Genomic DNA, 14,448 nt, shown 5'->3' with positions numbered 1-14,448 from the left:
AACCTCGACCCTCTCGACAACAGAGGGCGCAGGGAGACCGGGTGCCCGCCGCACCCATGGCCCCGTGTGCAAAAAATTGCGCAAAAGCGCACACGGGTCATAACCACAGGTACAGCCGCAGTCACGCCGGCCTTCCCTGCGCGAGTGGTTTACGGCTTACTTCGCGCTCTTTCCCGGTGAACCACACTTTGTTGCCACCGTCACCCGCGCGATGCGAGAAGCATCGTCGCGACCTTAGCGCCAGCCATGGGGCGCCAGAATCACACGACTTCACCGTCCGCGCTTGTGCCGCTCGTCAGACAGCACCTTCGCGTCCACCGCATCCGCTATGTTGAGCTGATACAGTTCGTCCGCCAATGAATCGAGCGAGACGGCCGACTTGGCTGCAAGGACGAGGTCCAAAATTATGTTGGTGCGCGCTTCGCCCACGGGCACCGGCGTTTTGCCGAGCTGCTTCGCTTGCGATACTCTTGCATAGGCATTGCGCAAGCGATCGACGTTGAGCTCGTTACATACCTCGATTACCACGGCCGTCTGATCAGCAGAGATTGCGATCTGTTCGTCTGCCCCTGGTGCGGGCTCATTACTGGCACGATAGATGACAATTGGGTAGGTCGGCGTCAATTTCCCAAATGCATCGTGGATAGAGCCCGAACCAACTACAAAGTCGGAGCTGAGGAACGATCGTAGGGCGTCTCTCACACTCGCGACAAGGTTCTCAGGAGCAGCGCTCATAATGGCATCTGCGGCGCGTAAGACTTGATCGGCAATGTCGCTCAGGGAATGACCCAGAATCAGAGGGGGGAGGTAAAAAGTACCGATGAATGATTCGTTTGAAAATTTGGGATTTTGATTCTTTTTTCTATTTTTCCGTTCTGGGCTTCGCGATTGAAGAGAGCGTAGACGCTCAGCGTGCGTAGCCGGCTTCGCCGCCCCGTCGATGCGGGTCCTACCTCGTAGCTCGCGCAGCGCGGGCCCCGGCAGGGATAACAAGAGATGGCGCGGGCGCGTTCTCGGTCGACCTTCTCATCACGTTTCTGCCTAAGGCGAGGGCAGCACGCGTGACGGTTGGCAGCGCATGAGTTCGCATTATGGTAGCCTCGATAGCAATGATGCACCTAGGCTGGCCCGTCCACCTTACAAGCAACATCCGTCAAAGCAGCCCCCGATAGATGCCGGGCCCGGATCCCGCGATCGGAATAGCGCCGACAGTTTTCGCGTAGAAATCGGCGGGACCTACGCCGCCGATAATGGCGTAGCCGAAGCCCTGGTGCCTCATGGCTTCGAGGCACGCCAGCAGCAGCGCGGCGCCGATTCCCTTGCCGCGGGCGTTCGCATCGACGCCGGTGGGACCGAAAAAATTGCGGCATGTCGCATCATGGCACGCAAAGCCCAGCAAACTCTTTGCCTGGATCGCGACGAAGCAGGACACGGGCTCGCGTGCAAAGGCAACGTCGGCCTCGCTGGCCCATACCTGGCTGAAACTGCTTCGGACCCAGTCAAGGACCCTATGTTTCTCTGGCGGCAAAGCGCGGCGGATCGATATTCCGGCAGCGGCAAGGCGGCTCAAGCTCTGAGCGGAGTCCGGCAGGTCATACAATTTCACCAGCATATCCATGGAAATGAACTCCGATCAGGACTCGTGGGCTGCGCGATTTCGAGGCGGAAAATCACTCGCAGCAAGCCTTCTTAGGTCCTCGTTAAGCATGCCACCAGGCACCCTTACCTCTTCGTTCACGAAGGCCGCCTAGACTTCTCGACCGGTTGCACGGCGCGAACGATCGAGAATGGGGGCATCTTGCTGATAACCTTGTACCACGCCCGAGCCGATGTCCGCTCGGCCATGCATTAAGCCAGATGCAGCAATCCGGTAACATGGTCTCGGGCGCTTGGCAGGGCGTAACGGCTCCGGCGCGGTATGGCTCGGTCCGGTCCGTGGCGATGGTTGTTTTCGCCCTCCTGACCGCCTCCTCGCTTCTCCCGACGCTGCTCACGCCCATTCCGGCGATGGTCGATTACGTCAATCACCTCACCCGCATGTACATTCTGACCCGGGACGGCACGGCGAATGCCAATCCGTACTACCAGGCGGCCTGGGCGCTTTATCCCAATCTGGCGATGGATCTGGTGATCCCGCGGCTGGCGCGCGTGATGAGTGTCGAAGGTGCCGCGCGGCTGTTTCTCCTCTTGAGCCAGCTCTCGATCATCAGCGGCGCACTTGCACTCGAATGGGCGGTGAAGCGGCGCGTCCATCTCGCAGGCTTCGCGGCACTGATGTTCCTCTACTGCCTGCCGTTCAGTTGGGGCTTCGTTAATTTCGAATGCGGTCTCGGCATCGCGCTCTGGGGCATCGCCGCCTACCTGATGCTGGCGGAGCGGCGATGGCCGCTACGTTTCGCGATCAATGCGGCTTTCGTGACGGCACTGTTTACGGCGCACTTCTTTGCGCTCGGCGTCTATGGCGCAACGCTTGGGTTGTACGAGCTGTGGCGCAGCTTCGACCGGAAACTGCGTTACCGCGACGCCGCACTGCGGCTCGTGATCCTCGCGATACCGGCGCTGGCATTGTTAATCGTTATGCGATCGACTGCCGGCTCGATCGGAAGCGAGGGCAACGCCTGGTTTTTTGCATTCAAGCCGATCTGGCCGTTTCGCATCATGAACGGCTACAACATGACGGTTTCGGCGGCGACTGCGCTGACGCTGGCGGCCGCGCTCTACGTCGCGGTCAAGCGCGGCTTTCTCAGGCTTGAACCGGCCGGCATCTGGCTCGCGATCGGCTTCGCGCTGCTTTATCTCGCGATTCCGTCCAAGCTGCTCGGTACGTCATTTGCCGACCTTCGCCTTATCCCCGCGGCGGCCTTGATCCTCCCCTCGTTCTGCTCGCTGTCGCTGCCCGACCGACGATCGACGATGGCCGGCCTCACGATCACCAGCGGCATCACGCTGGCCAATCTGGCCGTGGTGCTGGCGGTCTGGCTGTCCTATCGCGCGGACTACGCGGCGATCATCGAATCCTTTGGAAAGATCGACCATGGCGCGATGGTGCTGATCGGCAGCCGCGGTGAGGAGGCAGACCCGCCGTTCAACGACCTCACGCAATATCCGATGTATTATGCGCCGACGCTGGCGGTCCACTACGCCAATGCCTTCGTGCCGAACGTCTTCACAGAGGCAGGCAAGCAACCGATCCAGCCGCGCGCCGCCGTGCGCCGGCTCGATATCCCCTATGGCGGGCCGGTGCCGCTTCGCCTCTTGAGCGCGATCGCCGCGGGCCAGCTCGCACCGTCCGACGCCCCGCCCTTCATCCGCACCTGGTATCGGGATTACGACTATCTTTACCTGTTAGGCCCGACCGTGGTGAACCCTCTGCCAGACCTGCTTGAGGAAGTGGACAGGTCCGCGCGCTTTGTCCTCTACAGGATCCGCCGCGCGCCTTGAGCATTCGACGATCAAGTGCAGAGCCGGACGAGCGCCTTCATCAGGCGCGTCATTGCGAGGAGCGAAGCGACGGAGCAATCCAGCCTGCACCCGCTGAGAAAGTCTGGATTGCCTCGCTTCGCTCGCAATGACGACTGAGGTTGGGCCCGACTGCTCTAAGCGCGACGGCGCCACCCGATCCCCTGTGGGACCGGTGATCGCTGCAAGCGACTCGAGACCGGGCCGCCTTTCACAAATTGCGGCAAGGCCACCTTAACGATCGGTGGTCTAGACTTCGGCGATTTCAGCGGAAGTGGACCTCTCGAATGGCGGCCGATCCCACGACGATCAGCTACAGCATCGTGATCCCCGTGTACAACGAGGAAGCCGTGCTGCCGGTCCTGCTGCGCCGGCTCGACCTGATGCTCGCCCGGCTGCAGGAGGGCGCGGAGGTGATCTTCGTCGACGACGGCAGCCGCGATTCCGGACCGATCGTGCTGCAGGCGCTTGCCAAGCGGGACCCCCGCTATCGCTATATCGGCCTGTCGCGCAATTTCGGCCACCAGATCGCCATCACGGCCGGCATGGATGCGGCGCAGGGCGAAGCGATCATCGTCATGGATGCCGACCTGCAGGACCCGCCGGAAGTGGTCGACCAGCTCATCGCGAAGTGGAAGGAAGGCTTTGACGTCGTCTATGCGCGCAGGCTGTCGCGCGCAGGCGAAAGCCCGTTCAAGCGCACGACCGCGCATCTCTTCTATCGGCTGCTCGGAGGCATGTCCTCGGTCCCCATTCCGGCCGACGTCGGCGACTTCCGCCTGATCGACCGCAAGGTGCTCGACGCCCTGCGCCAGATGCCGGAGCAGGACCGCTTCGTGCGCGGCATGATCGCCTGGCTCGGCTTCCGGCAGACCGAGGTCGCGTTCCATCGCCTCGCGCGCGAGGCCGGCGAAACCAAATATCCGCTGTTCAAGATGGCACGGCTCGCCATGAGCGCTGCGCTCGGCTTTTCCGACGCGCCGTTGCGGCTCGCGATCTGGTGCGGGCTCGTGGTGTCAGGCCTGGCACTGCTCTACGGCGGCTGGGTCATGGTGTTGTGGATGAGCAACGACCCTCATCTGGTCGCGGGCTGGTCTTCGACGATCGTGATCATGTCCCTCTTGTGCGGCATCAACATGCTGATGACGGGCATCGTCGGACTTTATGTCGGCCGCATCCATGCCGAGGTGAAGCGGCGCCCGCTCTATGTGGTGCAGACGCGTCTCGGCTTCGAAAGCGGCCAGTCGATGCCGGCGCAAGGCGCGCTCCGCGCCATACACGAGTAGGCGCACCCCTGATATGGCCGAGCTCTTCGACGGTTACCGCAGCAACTACCGGGACGTCGTCCAGTCCTCGATCGATTTCTCCGGCCTGCCGCACAGCTTCTTCATGCGCGCCAAGGCCGACCTGCTGCGCGAGCTGATCGCGGACCGCCTCGGGCAGGACAAGCCCGCCATGCTCGACGTCGGCTGCGGCGTCGGCAGCCTTCACCCGCTGCTGCGCGGCATGGTCGGGCGCCTCAGCGGTATCGACGTCTCAGCAGACAGCATCGCACAGGCGCGCGCCGATAACCGCGACGTCGACTACCGCGCCTTCGACGGCCGCCGCTTTCCGTTCGCCGACGCCGGCTTCGATCTGGTGACCGCGATCTGCGTCCTGCACCACGTCGCGCCCGAAGAATGGACGCAGTTCATCCACGAGATGCGCCGCGTCACGCGACCCGGGGGACTCGTCTGCGTCATCGAGCACAATCCGCTCAATCCGCTGACCCGGCTCGCGGTCGCGCGCTGCGAATTCGACCGCGACGCGGCCTTGCTCGGCGCCGGCAAGGTGCGGAAACTGCTGGCCACCGGCGGCTTGCGTAAGATCGGCGCGCGCCATTTCCTGCTGCTGCCGTGGGAGACGTCACCCGCGCGCCGTATCGAGCGCGGTCTCGGCGACCTGCCGCTCGGCGCGCAATACGCCGCTTATGGCACGGCCTGAATTATTCCCGCCGCTTGTGCACCACCGCAACGTCGTCGCTATAGACGCGCTGCCACTCCGGCAAGCGATCGAGCAGCGCGACCGCCGGCGTCTCCGGCGTGAGCAGCGTTGCTCTGAATTTGTATTCGTCGAGCAGCGCAAGAAAATCGCGCAGGTCGCTTAGCGCCACATCACGATTGTAGCGCGCGATGAACGCACCGCCATACAACTCGCTGCGGCCGTCAATGAACGTAGGAATGCCGGCGAAGATCAAATAACCACCGAACCCATAGTCGTTGAGCACGGGTCCTGCCTTGGCAAGACCGGCATTGGCTACAGCCGCCTCAGGTGTGTTGTTGAGCGCCGGGCGCACGTCGCGCACCAGCGCGAGCCCCGTTGCCGCGATCATCAGGCCCGAGATCATCGGCACAAAGGCCATCAGGCTCACGCCGCGCGCCGAGGCGACCGTGTCGTCTTCGGCCCGCGCGCCAAGCTGCCGTGCCAGCGGCGCAGCCAGATAGAGCGGCGCCAGCATCGCCAAGAGGTCCGCATTGCGCACCTGTGCCAGCGCGAAGTGGAGCAGGCCCAGCACCACCATGACCCGCACTATCGGCAGCGTCACGCCACGCGATAGCGCCAAGATGCCCGCCAGCAGCAGGAACTCGAAACCGCCGAAATGGCCGAACTCCTGCGGCCGCCATTCCATGATATAATTGAGCGCATGGCCGGCGCTGAGCGTCGTCAGCGGCATCAGCAGCGGCTGCGGTCCATACGGCGTGAGGCAGCACGCCGCAACGGCCAGGGCTGTGAACGGCAGCCAGCGCGAGAGCACGCGCGGCCATTCGCTGCGCTTCTCGTTCAGCAGGGCCTCGAGCCCGGCCGGCCCAATCAGCCCCAGCGCCAACACCACGCTGCCGTGCAGATTGGCCCATAGCACCAGGAGCGGCAGCGCCCAATAGGGCGGAGGCGCACGCCGGTCCATGCAGGACACGAGCGCCGCCGCCCAGATCACCATGACCGGCAGCGTCAGCACATGCGGCCGGGCCAGCATGTGCGGCGCCAACAGGACGACCGCCGCGACGACAAGGAGCAGCGCAGGCGTCGGCGGAAGCTCGCGCAGCAGAAAGCGCATCAAGAGACCGACGGCGAGGGCGATCGCCGCCGCCGCCAGCACCACCACGCCGGGCCAGCCGGAGAGCGCGTAAGTCACGGCGTACAGGAGTTCCGACAACCACTCGAACGCGACCCAGGGCTGACCGTGCATGGAAAAGGAAAATGGGTCGCTCGCCGGCACGGCGCGATGGGCGATGATCCAGCGCCCGACCGCGATGTGAGAATAGGTGTCCGGATCGTTCAGCAGGTGCGGGCCGAGCGCCAGCACCAGAGCATAGACGCCCGCGCCCACCAGCCAGGGCAGCGCCGCTCGCGCTGCGAATGGCTCGGCCGCGCTGCGGATGACCTGATCGCTCATGAGCAGTCAGGCTAAGACGCCAGTGTTAATTCTTCTTTATCGTTTGGGCGAGGCAGGCAGATCTTGCCTGGCCGTTTCTGCCCGGCAACACCTGAGCACGCAAGCGCACCGCCCCTAAGCCCTTGATCGGAAAAACAGTGACAGTGGCACGCATATTGCGAGCACTGGCATGCCTACGGGCCCTTGTTGGAGTTGTAGTATGAGTATGAGTGTTCGCACCGTCACCGGTGGAAGCGCAGTAAACCCGCCATCTCCCACGCCTCAGACCGATCCTCGCGGACGTGTCGACGAGACACTTCCCGCCTCGGAGGCAGCAGGCAGCTCGGCAACGGACGATACACCACGCCGCGCCGGTCCAGATCTGATCTACGTTCTTCCGGGCGGCATTTCATTCGAAGTCCGTCCCTCCTCGGGAATTGAGGGCACCGGCGACAGTTTAACCGACATGAAGCGACTCACGCATACGGCCGAGCCGCCGCGCTAGTGGTGTGTCTCTGACATCTGATTCACTGGGTGTCATCCCAGGGCCCGCGAAGCGAGCCCTGGGGGCTGCCCCGGAGCGGGGTCACTCCGGCCGTGGCCAAAGGGAGCGATCGGCGCTATCGATTGCAGGCCCAACAAGAACCAGAGGAAACGGACATGAGGCTGAAGCTGATTTCGCCTGATGAAATGAGCCCGGACCAGAAGGCTACTCATGACGAGGCGGTCGCCGGCAAGCGCGGCGCGGCGCCGGCGCCGATGCTGGCCTGGCTGAGCAGCCCGGAGATGGCGCGCCACGCCACGCGACTTGGCGAGATGCTGCGCTTCAACACGATCTTTCCGCCAAAGCTATCGGAGATCGCGATCCTGGTCACGGCGCGGCATTTTACGGCGCATTACGAATGGTGGGCGCATAAGCGTCTCGCGCTCAAGGGCGGCTTGAAGGCTGACATTGTCGACGCCATCCGTGATCGCCGGACGCCGCAGTTCGACGATGCGAAGGCGCAGATGATTTATGACGTGGCAAAATCGCTGCATGACGGCCACGGGCTGTCGAAGTCGCTGTACGATGCCGCGATCGACATGCTCGGCGAACGCGGCCTGGTCGAGATCATCGGCCTGTGCGGCTATTACACGCTGGTATCGATGACGCTGAACACGTTCGAGTTCGGACTGCCTGAGGGGGAAGTGTCGGAGCTTGCTTAGGCCCATCGCCAGCATTCCGCTGTCTTTGCGAGGAGCGAAAGCGACGAAGCAATCGAGAGCCTTCAGGGGCGGGCCGCGCTTTGCACGGACCCGTCGGCTCGCAATGGCGCCCCTCCCCCGCGCAGCATGATCAGCCCGGCCGCGATCACCTCCAGTGCGATGCAGCCGTAGAACGGCAGCGTGTAGCTGCCGGAGAGATCGCGCAAGAGGCCGATCACGCCGGGGCCGAAGGCATAGGTGACCTGGTTGATTGCGGTGCTAAGGCTGATGAGCACGCCGAACGCCCGTGGGTCGAATTCGCGCTGCACGATCAGCGACGGCAGCGTGATCAGATTGCCGACCGAGAAGCCGAACAGCGCACAGGCCGCGATCAGCAATATCTCGCTTCGTGAATTGATGACGATCGCGAGCGCGACGGCCTGGCTCAGGAACGATAGCGCCGACGCCAGCCGCTGGTTGAGGCGGTCGATCACGGTCGAGAACAGGATGCGACCGGCCATGGCCATGGCGGTCAGCACCGCGACCGCCACCGCCGCCGACTCCCGACCGATCACCGGATCAAGGAACGAGATCAGATGCACGATGAACCCGACTTGTGCGAACAGCACCAGCGCAAAGGCGATGGCGATCGAGAGAAAGCCGATGTCGCGCAACGCCCGGGCGCGGATTTGCGCCGATGAGGGTGCGTCGCGCACAGCATTCATCGTTGCGGTGCCCGCGAGCGGCGGCTGGCCGATAAGGCCAAACACGATCGGCACCAGCACGGCGAGCATGACAAGCGCGGATACCATCATCGCGCGGGAAAAGCCGAAAGCGCCGATCAGGAGCACCAGGAGCGGCACGCCGGCGATGCCACCGAAACTCGCACCGTTCAGCGCCAGGCTGATCGCCATGCCGCGCCGCTTGTCGAACCAGAGGCTCAGCGTATTGGTGATGATCGCCAGACTAGTGCCGGCCCAGCCGAAGGCAAGCAGGGCGTTCGCGGCATAGAGCTGCCAGAGCGATGTCACCTGACCGATCGCAATGACAGCCACGGCCATCGCCATGATGCCGGCCAACAGACAGTTGCGCGGACCGAAGGCGCGCACCGCCTCGGCGACGAAGGCGACGATGACCGCGCCGAACAGATAGAAGAAGGTGGTCGCGCCCGAGATCAGCGAGGCCGGCCAGGCTCGCGCGCGATGCAATTCGGCGAGATAGACGCTCTGGCCGTAAAAGCCGAAGCCCCAGCCGAAGGTCGCGACCAGAAAGCAAACCACGACGATGCGCCAGCCGTCATAGCGGATAGAGGTTTCGTCGATGGAGATCTGGCTGGTTGCGTCCATTTCGAATCTCGTTGCCACCCACGCCGTCACGACCGGGCTCAACCGGTCTCCAATTGTTGCACCGCCATTCCGGGATGGTGTGTCAGCACCAGATCCGGAATCTCGAGATTCTCAGATGTGCAACTGCACATCAGAGTTCGATGCTCCGCATCGCTCCGGAATGACGGAGTAGATGGATTACCGGGACGAAGCGCGGCCATGACGACCAAAACTAGCCGATCGGCAAAGAGCAAAGCTTCGACTGCCGCCGAACTGTCAGCAGTTGGCATCAGATGCTCGGTTCGGGAAATTCGTCGATCGCCTCGAGCCGCGTCCGCCGTCTCTTGGCGATCGAGGTCAGCGCGAGCACGACGAGGCCGAGTACGACCGGCGGGTAGACCACCAGGTTCACGGCCGACCAGCCGTAATTGGCGAGCAATGCACCCGATGAAAACGAGCCGATTGCCATGGTCCCGAACACCAGGAAATCGTTGAACGCCTGAACCTTGTTGCGCTCCTGCGGGCGGTGCGTCTCCAGCACGAGCGCGGAGGCGCCGACGAAGCCGAAATTCCAGCCCAGGCCCAGCACCATCAATGTCGCCCAGAAATGCATCGCCGTGATGCCGGAAAGACCGATGGTCGCCGCCACCGCCTCCAAGGCCAGCCCCAGCGCGACCACGACCGGCGCGCCAAAGCGCGCGATCAGCGAGCCCGTAAAGAAGCTCGGTGCATACATCGCGACGATGTGCCACTGCAGGCCGAAATTGGAGTCGCCCACCGTGAGGCCGCAGAGCTTCATGGCGAGCGGCGCCGAGGTCATCACGAGGTTCATCATGGGATAGGCGATGATGCCGCAGAGCGCGGCCGCGACGAAACGCGGCTGGCGCACGATGCTGGCGAGCGGACGCCCCGCATGCATGTCGGCCACCGCGGGCTTCGGAAGATCGACGCCGGCCACGATTGCCATGGCGAGGAGCGCGACGGCGGCCTGCACCAGATAGCTGAAGGCGAACAGATAAGGCGGCCAGACGTCCATGGTCCATTGCACGAGCTGCGGACCGAGTACGCCTGCAAAGATTCCGCCCGCCATCACCAGCGACACCGCTTTGGGCCGAAACCCGGCGCTTGCGCCATCGGCGGCGGCGAAACGGTAGGATTGCGCCACCGCACCATAGAGACCGCCGAGAAAGGTCGCGCCGCAGAACAGCCAGAACAGGCCGTGCAAAATCGCATAAGCGCCGATCAGGCCCGTGAGCGTGCCGCAGCCGGTGCCGATGATGAAGGCGACACGGCGCCCGTAGGCGCGCGAGATCGCGCCGGTCGGCAGGGTGCCGGCAGCCAAACCCAGCACGTACATCGAAATCGGAACGGTCGCGAGCGACATGTCGGGCGCGAGAGTGGCTCCGACGATCGAGCCCGTGGCAAAGATGACAGCGGAATTGGCGCCGGTCAGCGCCTGCGCCGCAGCGAGTCTGGCTACGTTCGTACGCGCCCGCACGTCGTCGTCGATCTCTTCGCGCGCGGTCACGTCAAGCATGGGGCCCTTCCGGCCCGTGCGGGCCCGATTCACATGCACCCACTATGGAGAGCGGGAAGTGAGCGATCAACCGCCGCGGCCGGGCCGAGGCTATGCGTTGCGGACGGATGCAAGGCATCATCTGTAAGTCGTACGACGAACGGGGCCGTTCCCTCGCCCCGCGCGAGGGCAGCGGTAAGCTCGGCGAATGCGTGACGCGCTAAGCGCGCGCGAACACCAGGATCAGGTTATTGGCGGGCATTTCAATGATCTCGCTCAAGGCAATGCCGGCGCTGTCGGCAAGCTTGGCCAGATCGGCGATGTCGCGGACGCCCCATTCCGGATTGCCCTCGCGCAGGGACGTATCGAACACGGCGTTGGAGAGCGCGGTGTGCTTGCCGTCGCGCTTGAACGGTCCATAGAGAAACAGCCGGCCGTCGGCGCGCAGCAGGCTCGCCATCCCGGCGAACAGGCCCTGCGCCACGCGCCAGGGTGCAACGTGGATCACATTGGCGCAAAATACCGCCAGCACCTCGGGCGGACCGCCGGCGGCCTGCATCAGCCGCACCCAGTCCGGATCGGACAGATCGATCCGCAGCGGCGGGCGAATATTCGGCGCCTGCGCATGCGCGCGCCACGCGCTGATGCTCTTCAAATGCTGTTCGTTGAGATCGCTCGGCCACCAGGTGATGCCAGGACTATGCCGGGCGAAATGCACCACATGCTGCCCGGTGCCGCTGCCGACCTCCAGGACATCGCCGGACTTCCCCGCCAGGAACTGCTCGAGCACAGCCCAGATCGGCTCGTGATTGCGATGGAAGGCCGCCGCATCCAGCCGTCCGTCCGCCTCGATCCGCCGGCCATCCTTGCCGAATTCCACCACATAGTCCGCCACGGCGTGCTCCGATAAAGGCCTGATCCGCAGAACCAGCCCAAAGCCCAGCCCAGGCCCAGCCCAAGTCCCGCCCGCAATGGACAGTCAGCCTGTCTGGGTGCAGTGCGAAAGTATTTTAACCTCTTTTCGCCTCATTTATCACCGGCATTGCCAGACAATCGCCTTTGTGCTTTTCACCGCCTATATTCCCAAAGAGATCATCGACATAGCGCTCCCCTAGGAACCGCCCTTGATCGCGCCGTCCTGCCGAAAATCCGCGATTGCCGCCTCCCTCGTGCTCCTGCTGCTGGCGGGTCCGACCGCCATCGCGCGAGCCCAATCGGGTGCGGCCGAGGGACAAAAGCTCGCCTTCGACCGGGGCAAGGGCAATTGCCTGACCTGTCACGAGATCAGGGGCGGCGACCTTGCGGGCACGATCGGACCCGCGTTGAAGGACATCAAAAGCAAATATCCCGATCGGAACGAGCTGGTCGCGATCCTCAATGACGAGACCATGCGCAATCCGCAGACCATGATGCCGCCGTTCGGCCGGAACCGGATTTTGACCGAGCAGGAGATCGACGCGATCGTTGATTTTCTCGAGACGTTGTGACGGCGCCTCTATTTGGAGACCAGGATGACTTTTTCTTTTGAGCGGTTTTCGGCGACGCGACGCCTGATCCTGCAGGGCGCGGGAGCTGTCGCGCTGGCCGGATTGGGCAATCTGATCGCGCTGCCGGCGCTCGCGGCGGCGAACGATAAATACCCTGAAGATGCCTTCAAGCAGAAGGGCGACAAGGACGCGATCCAGGCCCTCTACGGCAGGAGCGCCGAGGCTTCCGACAAGGTCAAGCTCGATGCGCCGGAGATTGCCGAGAACGGCGCGGTGGTCCCGATCTCGGTGACCACCACGCTCGAAAACGTCACCTCGATCTCGTTTTTAGTCAGCGGCAACCCGAATGCGCTTGCCGCTTCCTATCAGATTCCGGAAGGCACGCTGCCTGTCGTCGCCAACCGCCTGAAGATGCAGCAGACCAGCAATGTGATCGCGGTCGTGGAAGCCGGCGGCAAGCTTTACAGCGCGACCAAGGAAGTGAAGGTCACCGTCGGCGGTTGCGGCGGCTAACGAGCAGAACAGAGGATCCCATGGCATCGACAATTCGTGTGCGTGCGACCGCCAATGGCGAGACCACCGAGGTGCAGGCGCTGATCCAGCATCCGATGGATTCCGGCTTCGTCAAGGACGCACAGGGCCAGCTCATTCCGGCGCATTTCATCCAGCGGCTGACCTTCGAGCACAACGGCAAATCCGTCTTCGTCGCCAATTGGGGGCCTGCCGTGTCGAAAGACCCCTACATCAAGTTCGCCTTCAAGGGCGCCAGCAAGGGCGACGAGCTGAAGATTAGCTGGGTCGACAACAAGGGTACGAGCGACTCAACCACGGCCAAGATCCAATAGGATGCGCGCGCGTTTTGCCATTTCGCTCGCTTCGGCCGTGCTGGCGCTTGGCGTCTTCGCCGTGATCGTGCGCGCGGCGCCCGCCGCCGATGCCATCGATCCCGCAGCCGACGCCAGGGCGTTCCGCGACTATTTCGTGAAGAGATTCCCGCAGGTCAAGCAGGAGGATTTCGTCAACGGTCCCTATTCGATGAATGAGGACATGCGCCGGCAATGGCAGGAGAAGGAGGAATTCCCGCCTTACGAATTCGCGCTCGAGGCCGGCAAGGAGATGTTTTCGAAGCCGTTCAAGAACGGCAAGAGCTATGCCGATTGCTTTGAGAACGGCGGCATCGGCATCCGCCAGAACTATCCTTATTTCGATGCGAAGGAAGGCGAGGTCATCACGCTGGAGCTCGCGCTCAATCGCTGCCGCGAAGCCAATGGCGAAGCGCCGCTCTCTTATGTGAAGGACGATATGGCCTCGCTCACCGCCTACATGGCTTTCACTTCGCGCGGCAAGCCTTTCGACATCAAGATCCCGAACGATCCGCGCGCACTGGCGGCCTATGAGAACGGCAAGCGCTATTTCTATACCCGCCGCGGGCAGCTCAACTTCTCCTGCGCGAGCTGCCATGTGCAAAGCCCGGGCGAACGCCTCCGCGCCGAGACGCTGGCGCCCGCACTCGGCATTCTCAACGCCATGCCGATCTACCGCTCCGAATGGGCCGGCATGGGTACGATCAGCCGCCGCTTCGTGACCTGCAACAGCCAGACCCGCGCCGTTCCCGAGGAGCCGCAATCGGATGACTATCGCGACCTCGAATATTTCCTCTCTTATGTCAGCAACGGCCTGCCTGTCGCCGGTCCGGGAGCAAGGCCATGACGCGGACGGCCATCAGGGGCGCGGTGCTCGCGGCATGCTTGCTGACCGCCGTTGCCGCGCCCGCGCGGGCGGCCTCGGAAGCCGATTTCAAGACCGCCTATGCCGCGGCCGAAGCCGCGGAAAAAGAAGCAGGCGCCTTGCGCAATCAATGGATCACGACCGAAGCCAAGCTCAAGGCGGCCAAACAGGCCGCTGACAAAGGCGATTTCGATACCGCAACCGCCTCGGCCAACGAAGCCGAGGCGCTGGCGAAGGCTTCGATCTTTCAGGCGACCAGCGAGAAACAACGCTGGAAGGATGCCGAAATTCATTAGAGCGGGATCACGCTTCTTTGAATCGTCATCCCGCTCTGGA

15 protein-coding genes are annotated in these 14,448 nt (G+C 63.4%); 9 read left to right on the top strand and 6 right to left on the bottom strand.

All coding sequences use genetic code 11. The annotated features are described in order from the left end of the window. Window positions 1-270: 270 nt before the first annotated feature. Both P6U23_RS02800 and P6U23_RS02795 read right to left on the bottom strand, forming a co-directional pair. Window positions 271-735, bottom strand: a complete 465-nt coding sequence (locus tag P6U23_RS02800) for a DUF6602 domain-containing protein (RefSeq protein ID WP_407178085.1) — start codon at window positions 733-735, stop codon at window positions 271-273. A 418-nt stretch (window positions 736-1,153) separates the two neighbouring features. Then, a complete protein-coding gene (locus P6U23_RS02795; RefSeq protein WP_407178084.1) occupies window positions 1,154-1,618 on the bottom strand; it encodes a GNAT family N-acetyltransferase in 465 nt (154 codons plus the stop codon). A gap of 239 nt (window positions 1,619-1,857) precedes the next feature. Between P6U23_RS02795 and P6U23_RS02790 the strand changes: the two genes are divergently transcribed. The 3 genes from P6U23_RS02790 (at window position 1,858) to P6U23_RS02780 (ending at window position 5,442) form a co-directional block, all read left to right on the top strand. Then, the gene (locus P6U23_RS02790) at window positions 1,858-3,441 is read left to right on the top strand and encodes a hypothetical protein (protein WP_407178083.1); all 1,584 of its coding nucleotides are present in this window, start codon (window positions 1,858-1,860) and stop codon (window positions 3,439-3,441) included. A 305-nt stretch (window positions 3,442-3,746) separates the two neighbouring features. After that, a complete protein-coding gene (locus tag P6U23_RS02785; RefSeq protein ID WP_407178082.1) occupies window positions 3,747-4,745 on the top strand; it encodes a glycosyltransferase family 2 protein in 999 nt (332 codons plus the stop codon). A gap of 13 nt (window positions 4,746-4,758) precedes the next feature. Beyond that, window positions 4,759-5,442, top strand: coding sequence for a class I SAM-dependent methyltransferase (locus P6U23_RS02780; protein WP_407178081.1), 684 nt, complete (start codon window positions 4,759-4,761; stop codon window positions 5,440-5,442). A 1-nt stretch (window position 5,443) separates the two neighbouring features. Here P6U23_RS02780 and P6U23_RS02775 read toward each other — a convergent pair whose 3' ends face one another. Continuing rightward, a complete protein-coding gene (locus P6U23_RS02775) occupies window positions 5,444-6,892 on the bottom strand; it encodes a hypothetical protein (RefSeq protein ID WP_407178080.1) in 1,449 nt (482 codons plus the stop codon). A gap of 639 nt (window positions 6,893-7,531) precedes the next feature. On the opposite strand from P6U23_RS02775, the gene P6U23_RS02770 reads away from it, so the two are divergent. Continuing rightward, the gene (locus P6U23_RS02770; RefSeq protein ID WP_407178079.1) at window positions 7,532-8,077 is read left to right on the top strand and encodes a carboxymuconolactone decarboxylase family protein; all 546 of its coding nucleotides are present in this window, start codon (window positions 7,532-7,534) and stop codon (window positions 8,075-8,077) included. A 62-nt stretch (window positions 8,078-8,139) separates the two neighbouring features. Here the strand turns inward: P6U23_RS02770 and P6U23_RS02765 are convergent, their stop codons facing one another. From P6U23_RS02765 to P6U23_RS02755, 3 genes are all read right to left on the bottom strand, one after another. Next, window positions 8,140-9,402, bottom strand: a complete 1,263-nt coding sequence (locus P6U23_RS02765; RefSeq protein WP_407178078.1) for an MFS transporter — start codon at window positions 9,400-9,402, stop codon at window positions 8,140-8,142. Window positions 9,403-9,670: 268 nt separating this feature from the next. Next, window positions 9,671-10,918: an MFS transporter gene (locus P6U23_RS02760; RefSeq protein WP_407178077.1), complete on the bottom strand. Its 1,248-nt coding sequence runs from the start codon at window positions 10,916-10,918 to the stop codon at window positions 9,671-9,673. A gap of 199 nt (window positions 10,919-11,117) precedes the next feature. Further along, window positions 11,118-11,792, bottom strand: coding sequence for a DUF938 domain-containing protein (locus P6U23_RS02755; RefSeq protein WP_407178076.1), 675 nt, complete (start codon window positions 11,790-11,792; stop codon window positions 11,118-11,120). A 259-nt stretch (window positions 11,793-12,051) separates the two neighbouring features. Here P6U23_RS02755 and soxX point away from each other — a divergent pair, with 259 nt between their 5' ends. Genes soxX through P6U23_RS02730 form a run of 5 tightly spaced genes read left to right on the top strand, consistent with a single transcriptional unit; the run spans window position 12,052 to window position 14,408 of the window. After that, a complete protein-coding gene (gene soxX, locus P6U23_RS02750; RefSeq protein WP_407181762.1) occupies window positions 12,052-12,384 on the top strand; it encodes a sulfur oxidation c-type cytochrome SoxX in 333 nt (110 codons plus the stop codon). A 24-nt stretch (window positions 12,385-12,408) separates the two neighbouring features. Next, window positions 12,409-12,897, top strand: coding sequence for a thiosulfate oxidation carrier protein SoxY (gene soxY / locus P6U23_RS02745; protein WP_407178075.1), 489 nt, complete (start codon window positions 12,409-12,411; stop codon window positions 12,895-12,897). Window positions 12,898-12,917: 20 nt separating this feature from the next. Beyond that, the gene (gene soxZ / locus P6U23_RS02740; protein ID WP_407178074.1) at window positions 12,918-13,229 is read left to right on the top strand and encodes a thiosulfate oxidation carrier complex protein SoxZ; all 312 of its coding nucleotides are present in this window, start codon (window positions 12,918-12,920) and stop codon (window positions 13,227-13,229) included. A gap of 1 nt (window position 13,230) precedes the next feature. Continuing rightward, on the top strand, window positions 13,231-14,094 hold the full coding sequence (gene soxA / locus P6U23_RS02735) for a sulfur oxidation c-type cytochrome SoxA (RefSeq protein WP_407178073.1): 864 nt from the start codon (window positions 13,231-13,233) through the stop codon (window positions 14,092-14,094). Then, the gene (locus tag P6U23_RS02730) at window positions 14,091-14,408 is read left to right on the top strand and encodes a hypothetical protein (protein ID WP_407178072.1); all 318 of its coding nucleotides are present in this window, start codon (window positions 14,091-14,093) and stop codon (window positions 14,406-14,408) included. Before soxA ends, P6U23_RS02730 begins: the two co-directional genes overlap by 4 nt. Window positions 14,409-14,448: the final 40 nt, after the last annotated feature.

The organism is Bradyrhizobium sp. STM 3562, assembly GCF_045571435.1.
Classification (GTDB): domain Bacteria; phylum Pseudomonadota; class Alphaproteobacteria; order Rhizobiales; family Xanthobacteraceae; genus Bradyrhizobium.
Note: the sequence above shows the minus strand (reverse complement) of the source record. Positions and strands in the feature narration are given on the sequence as shown.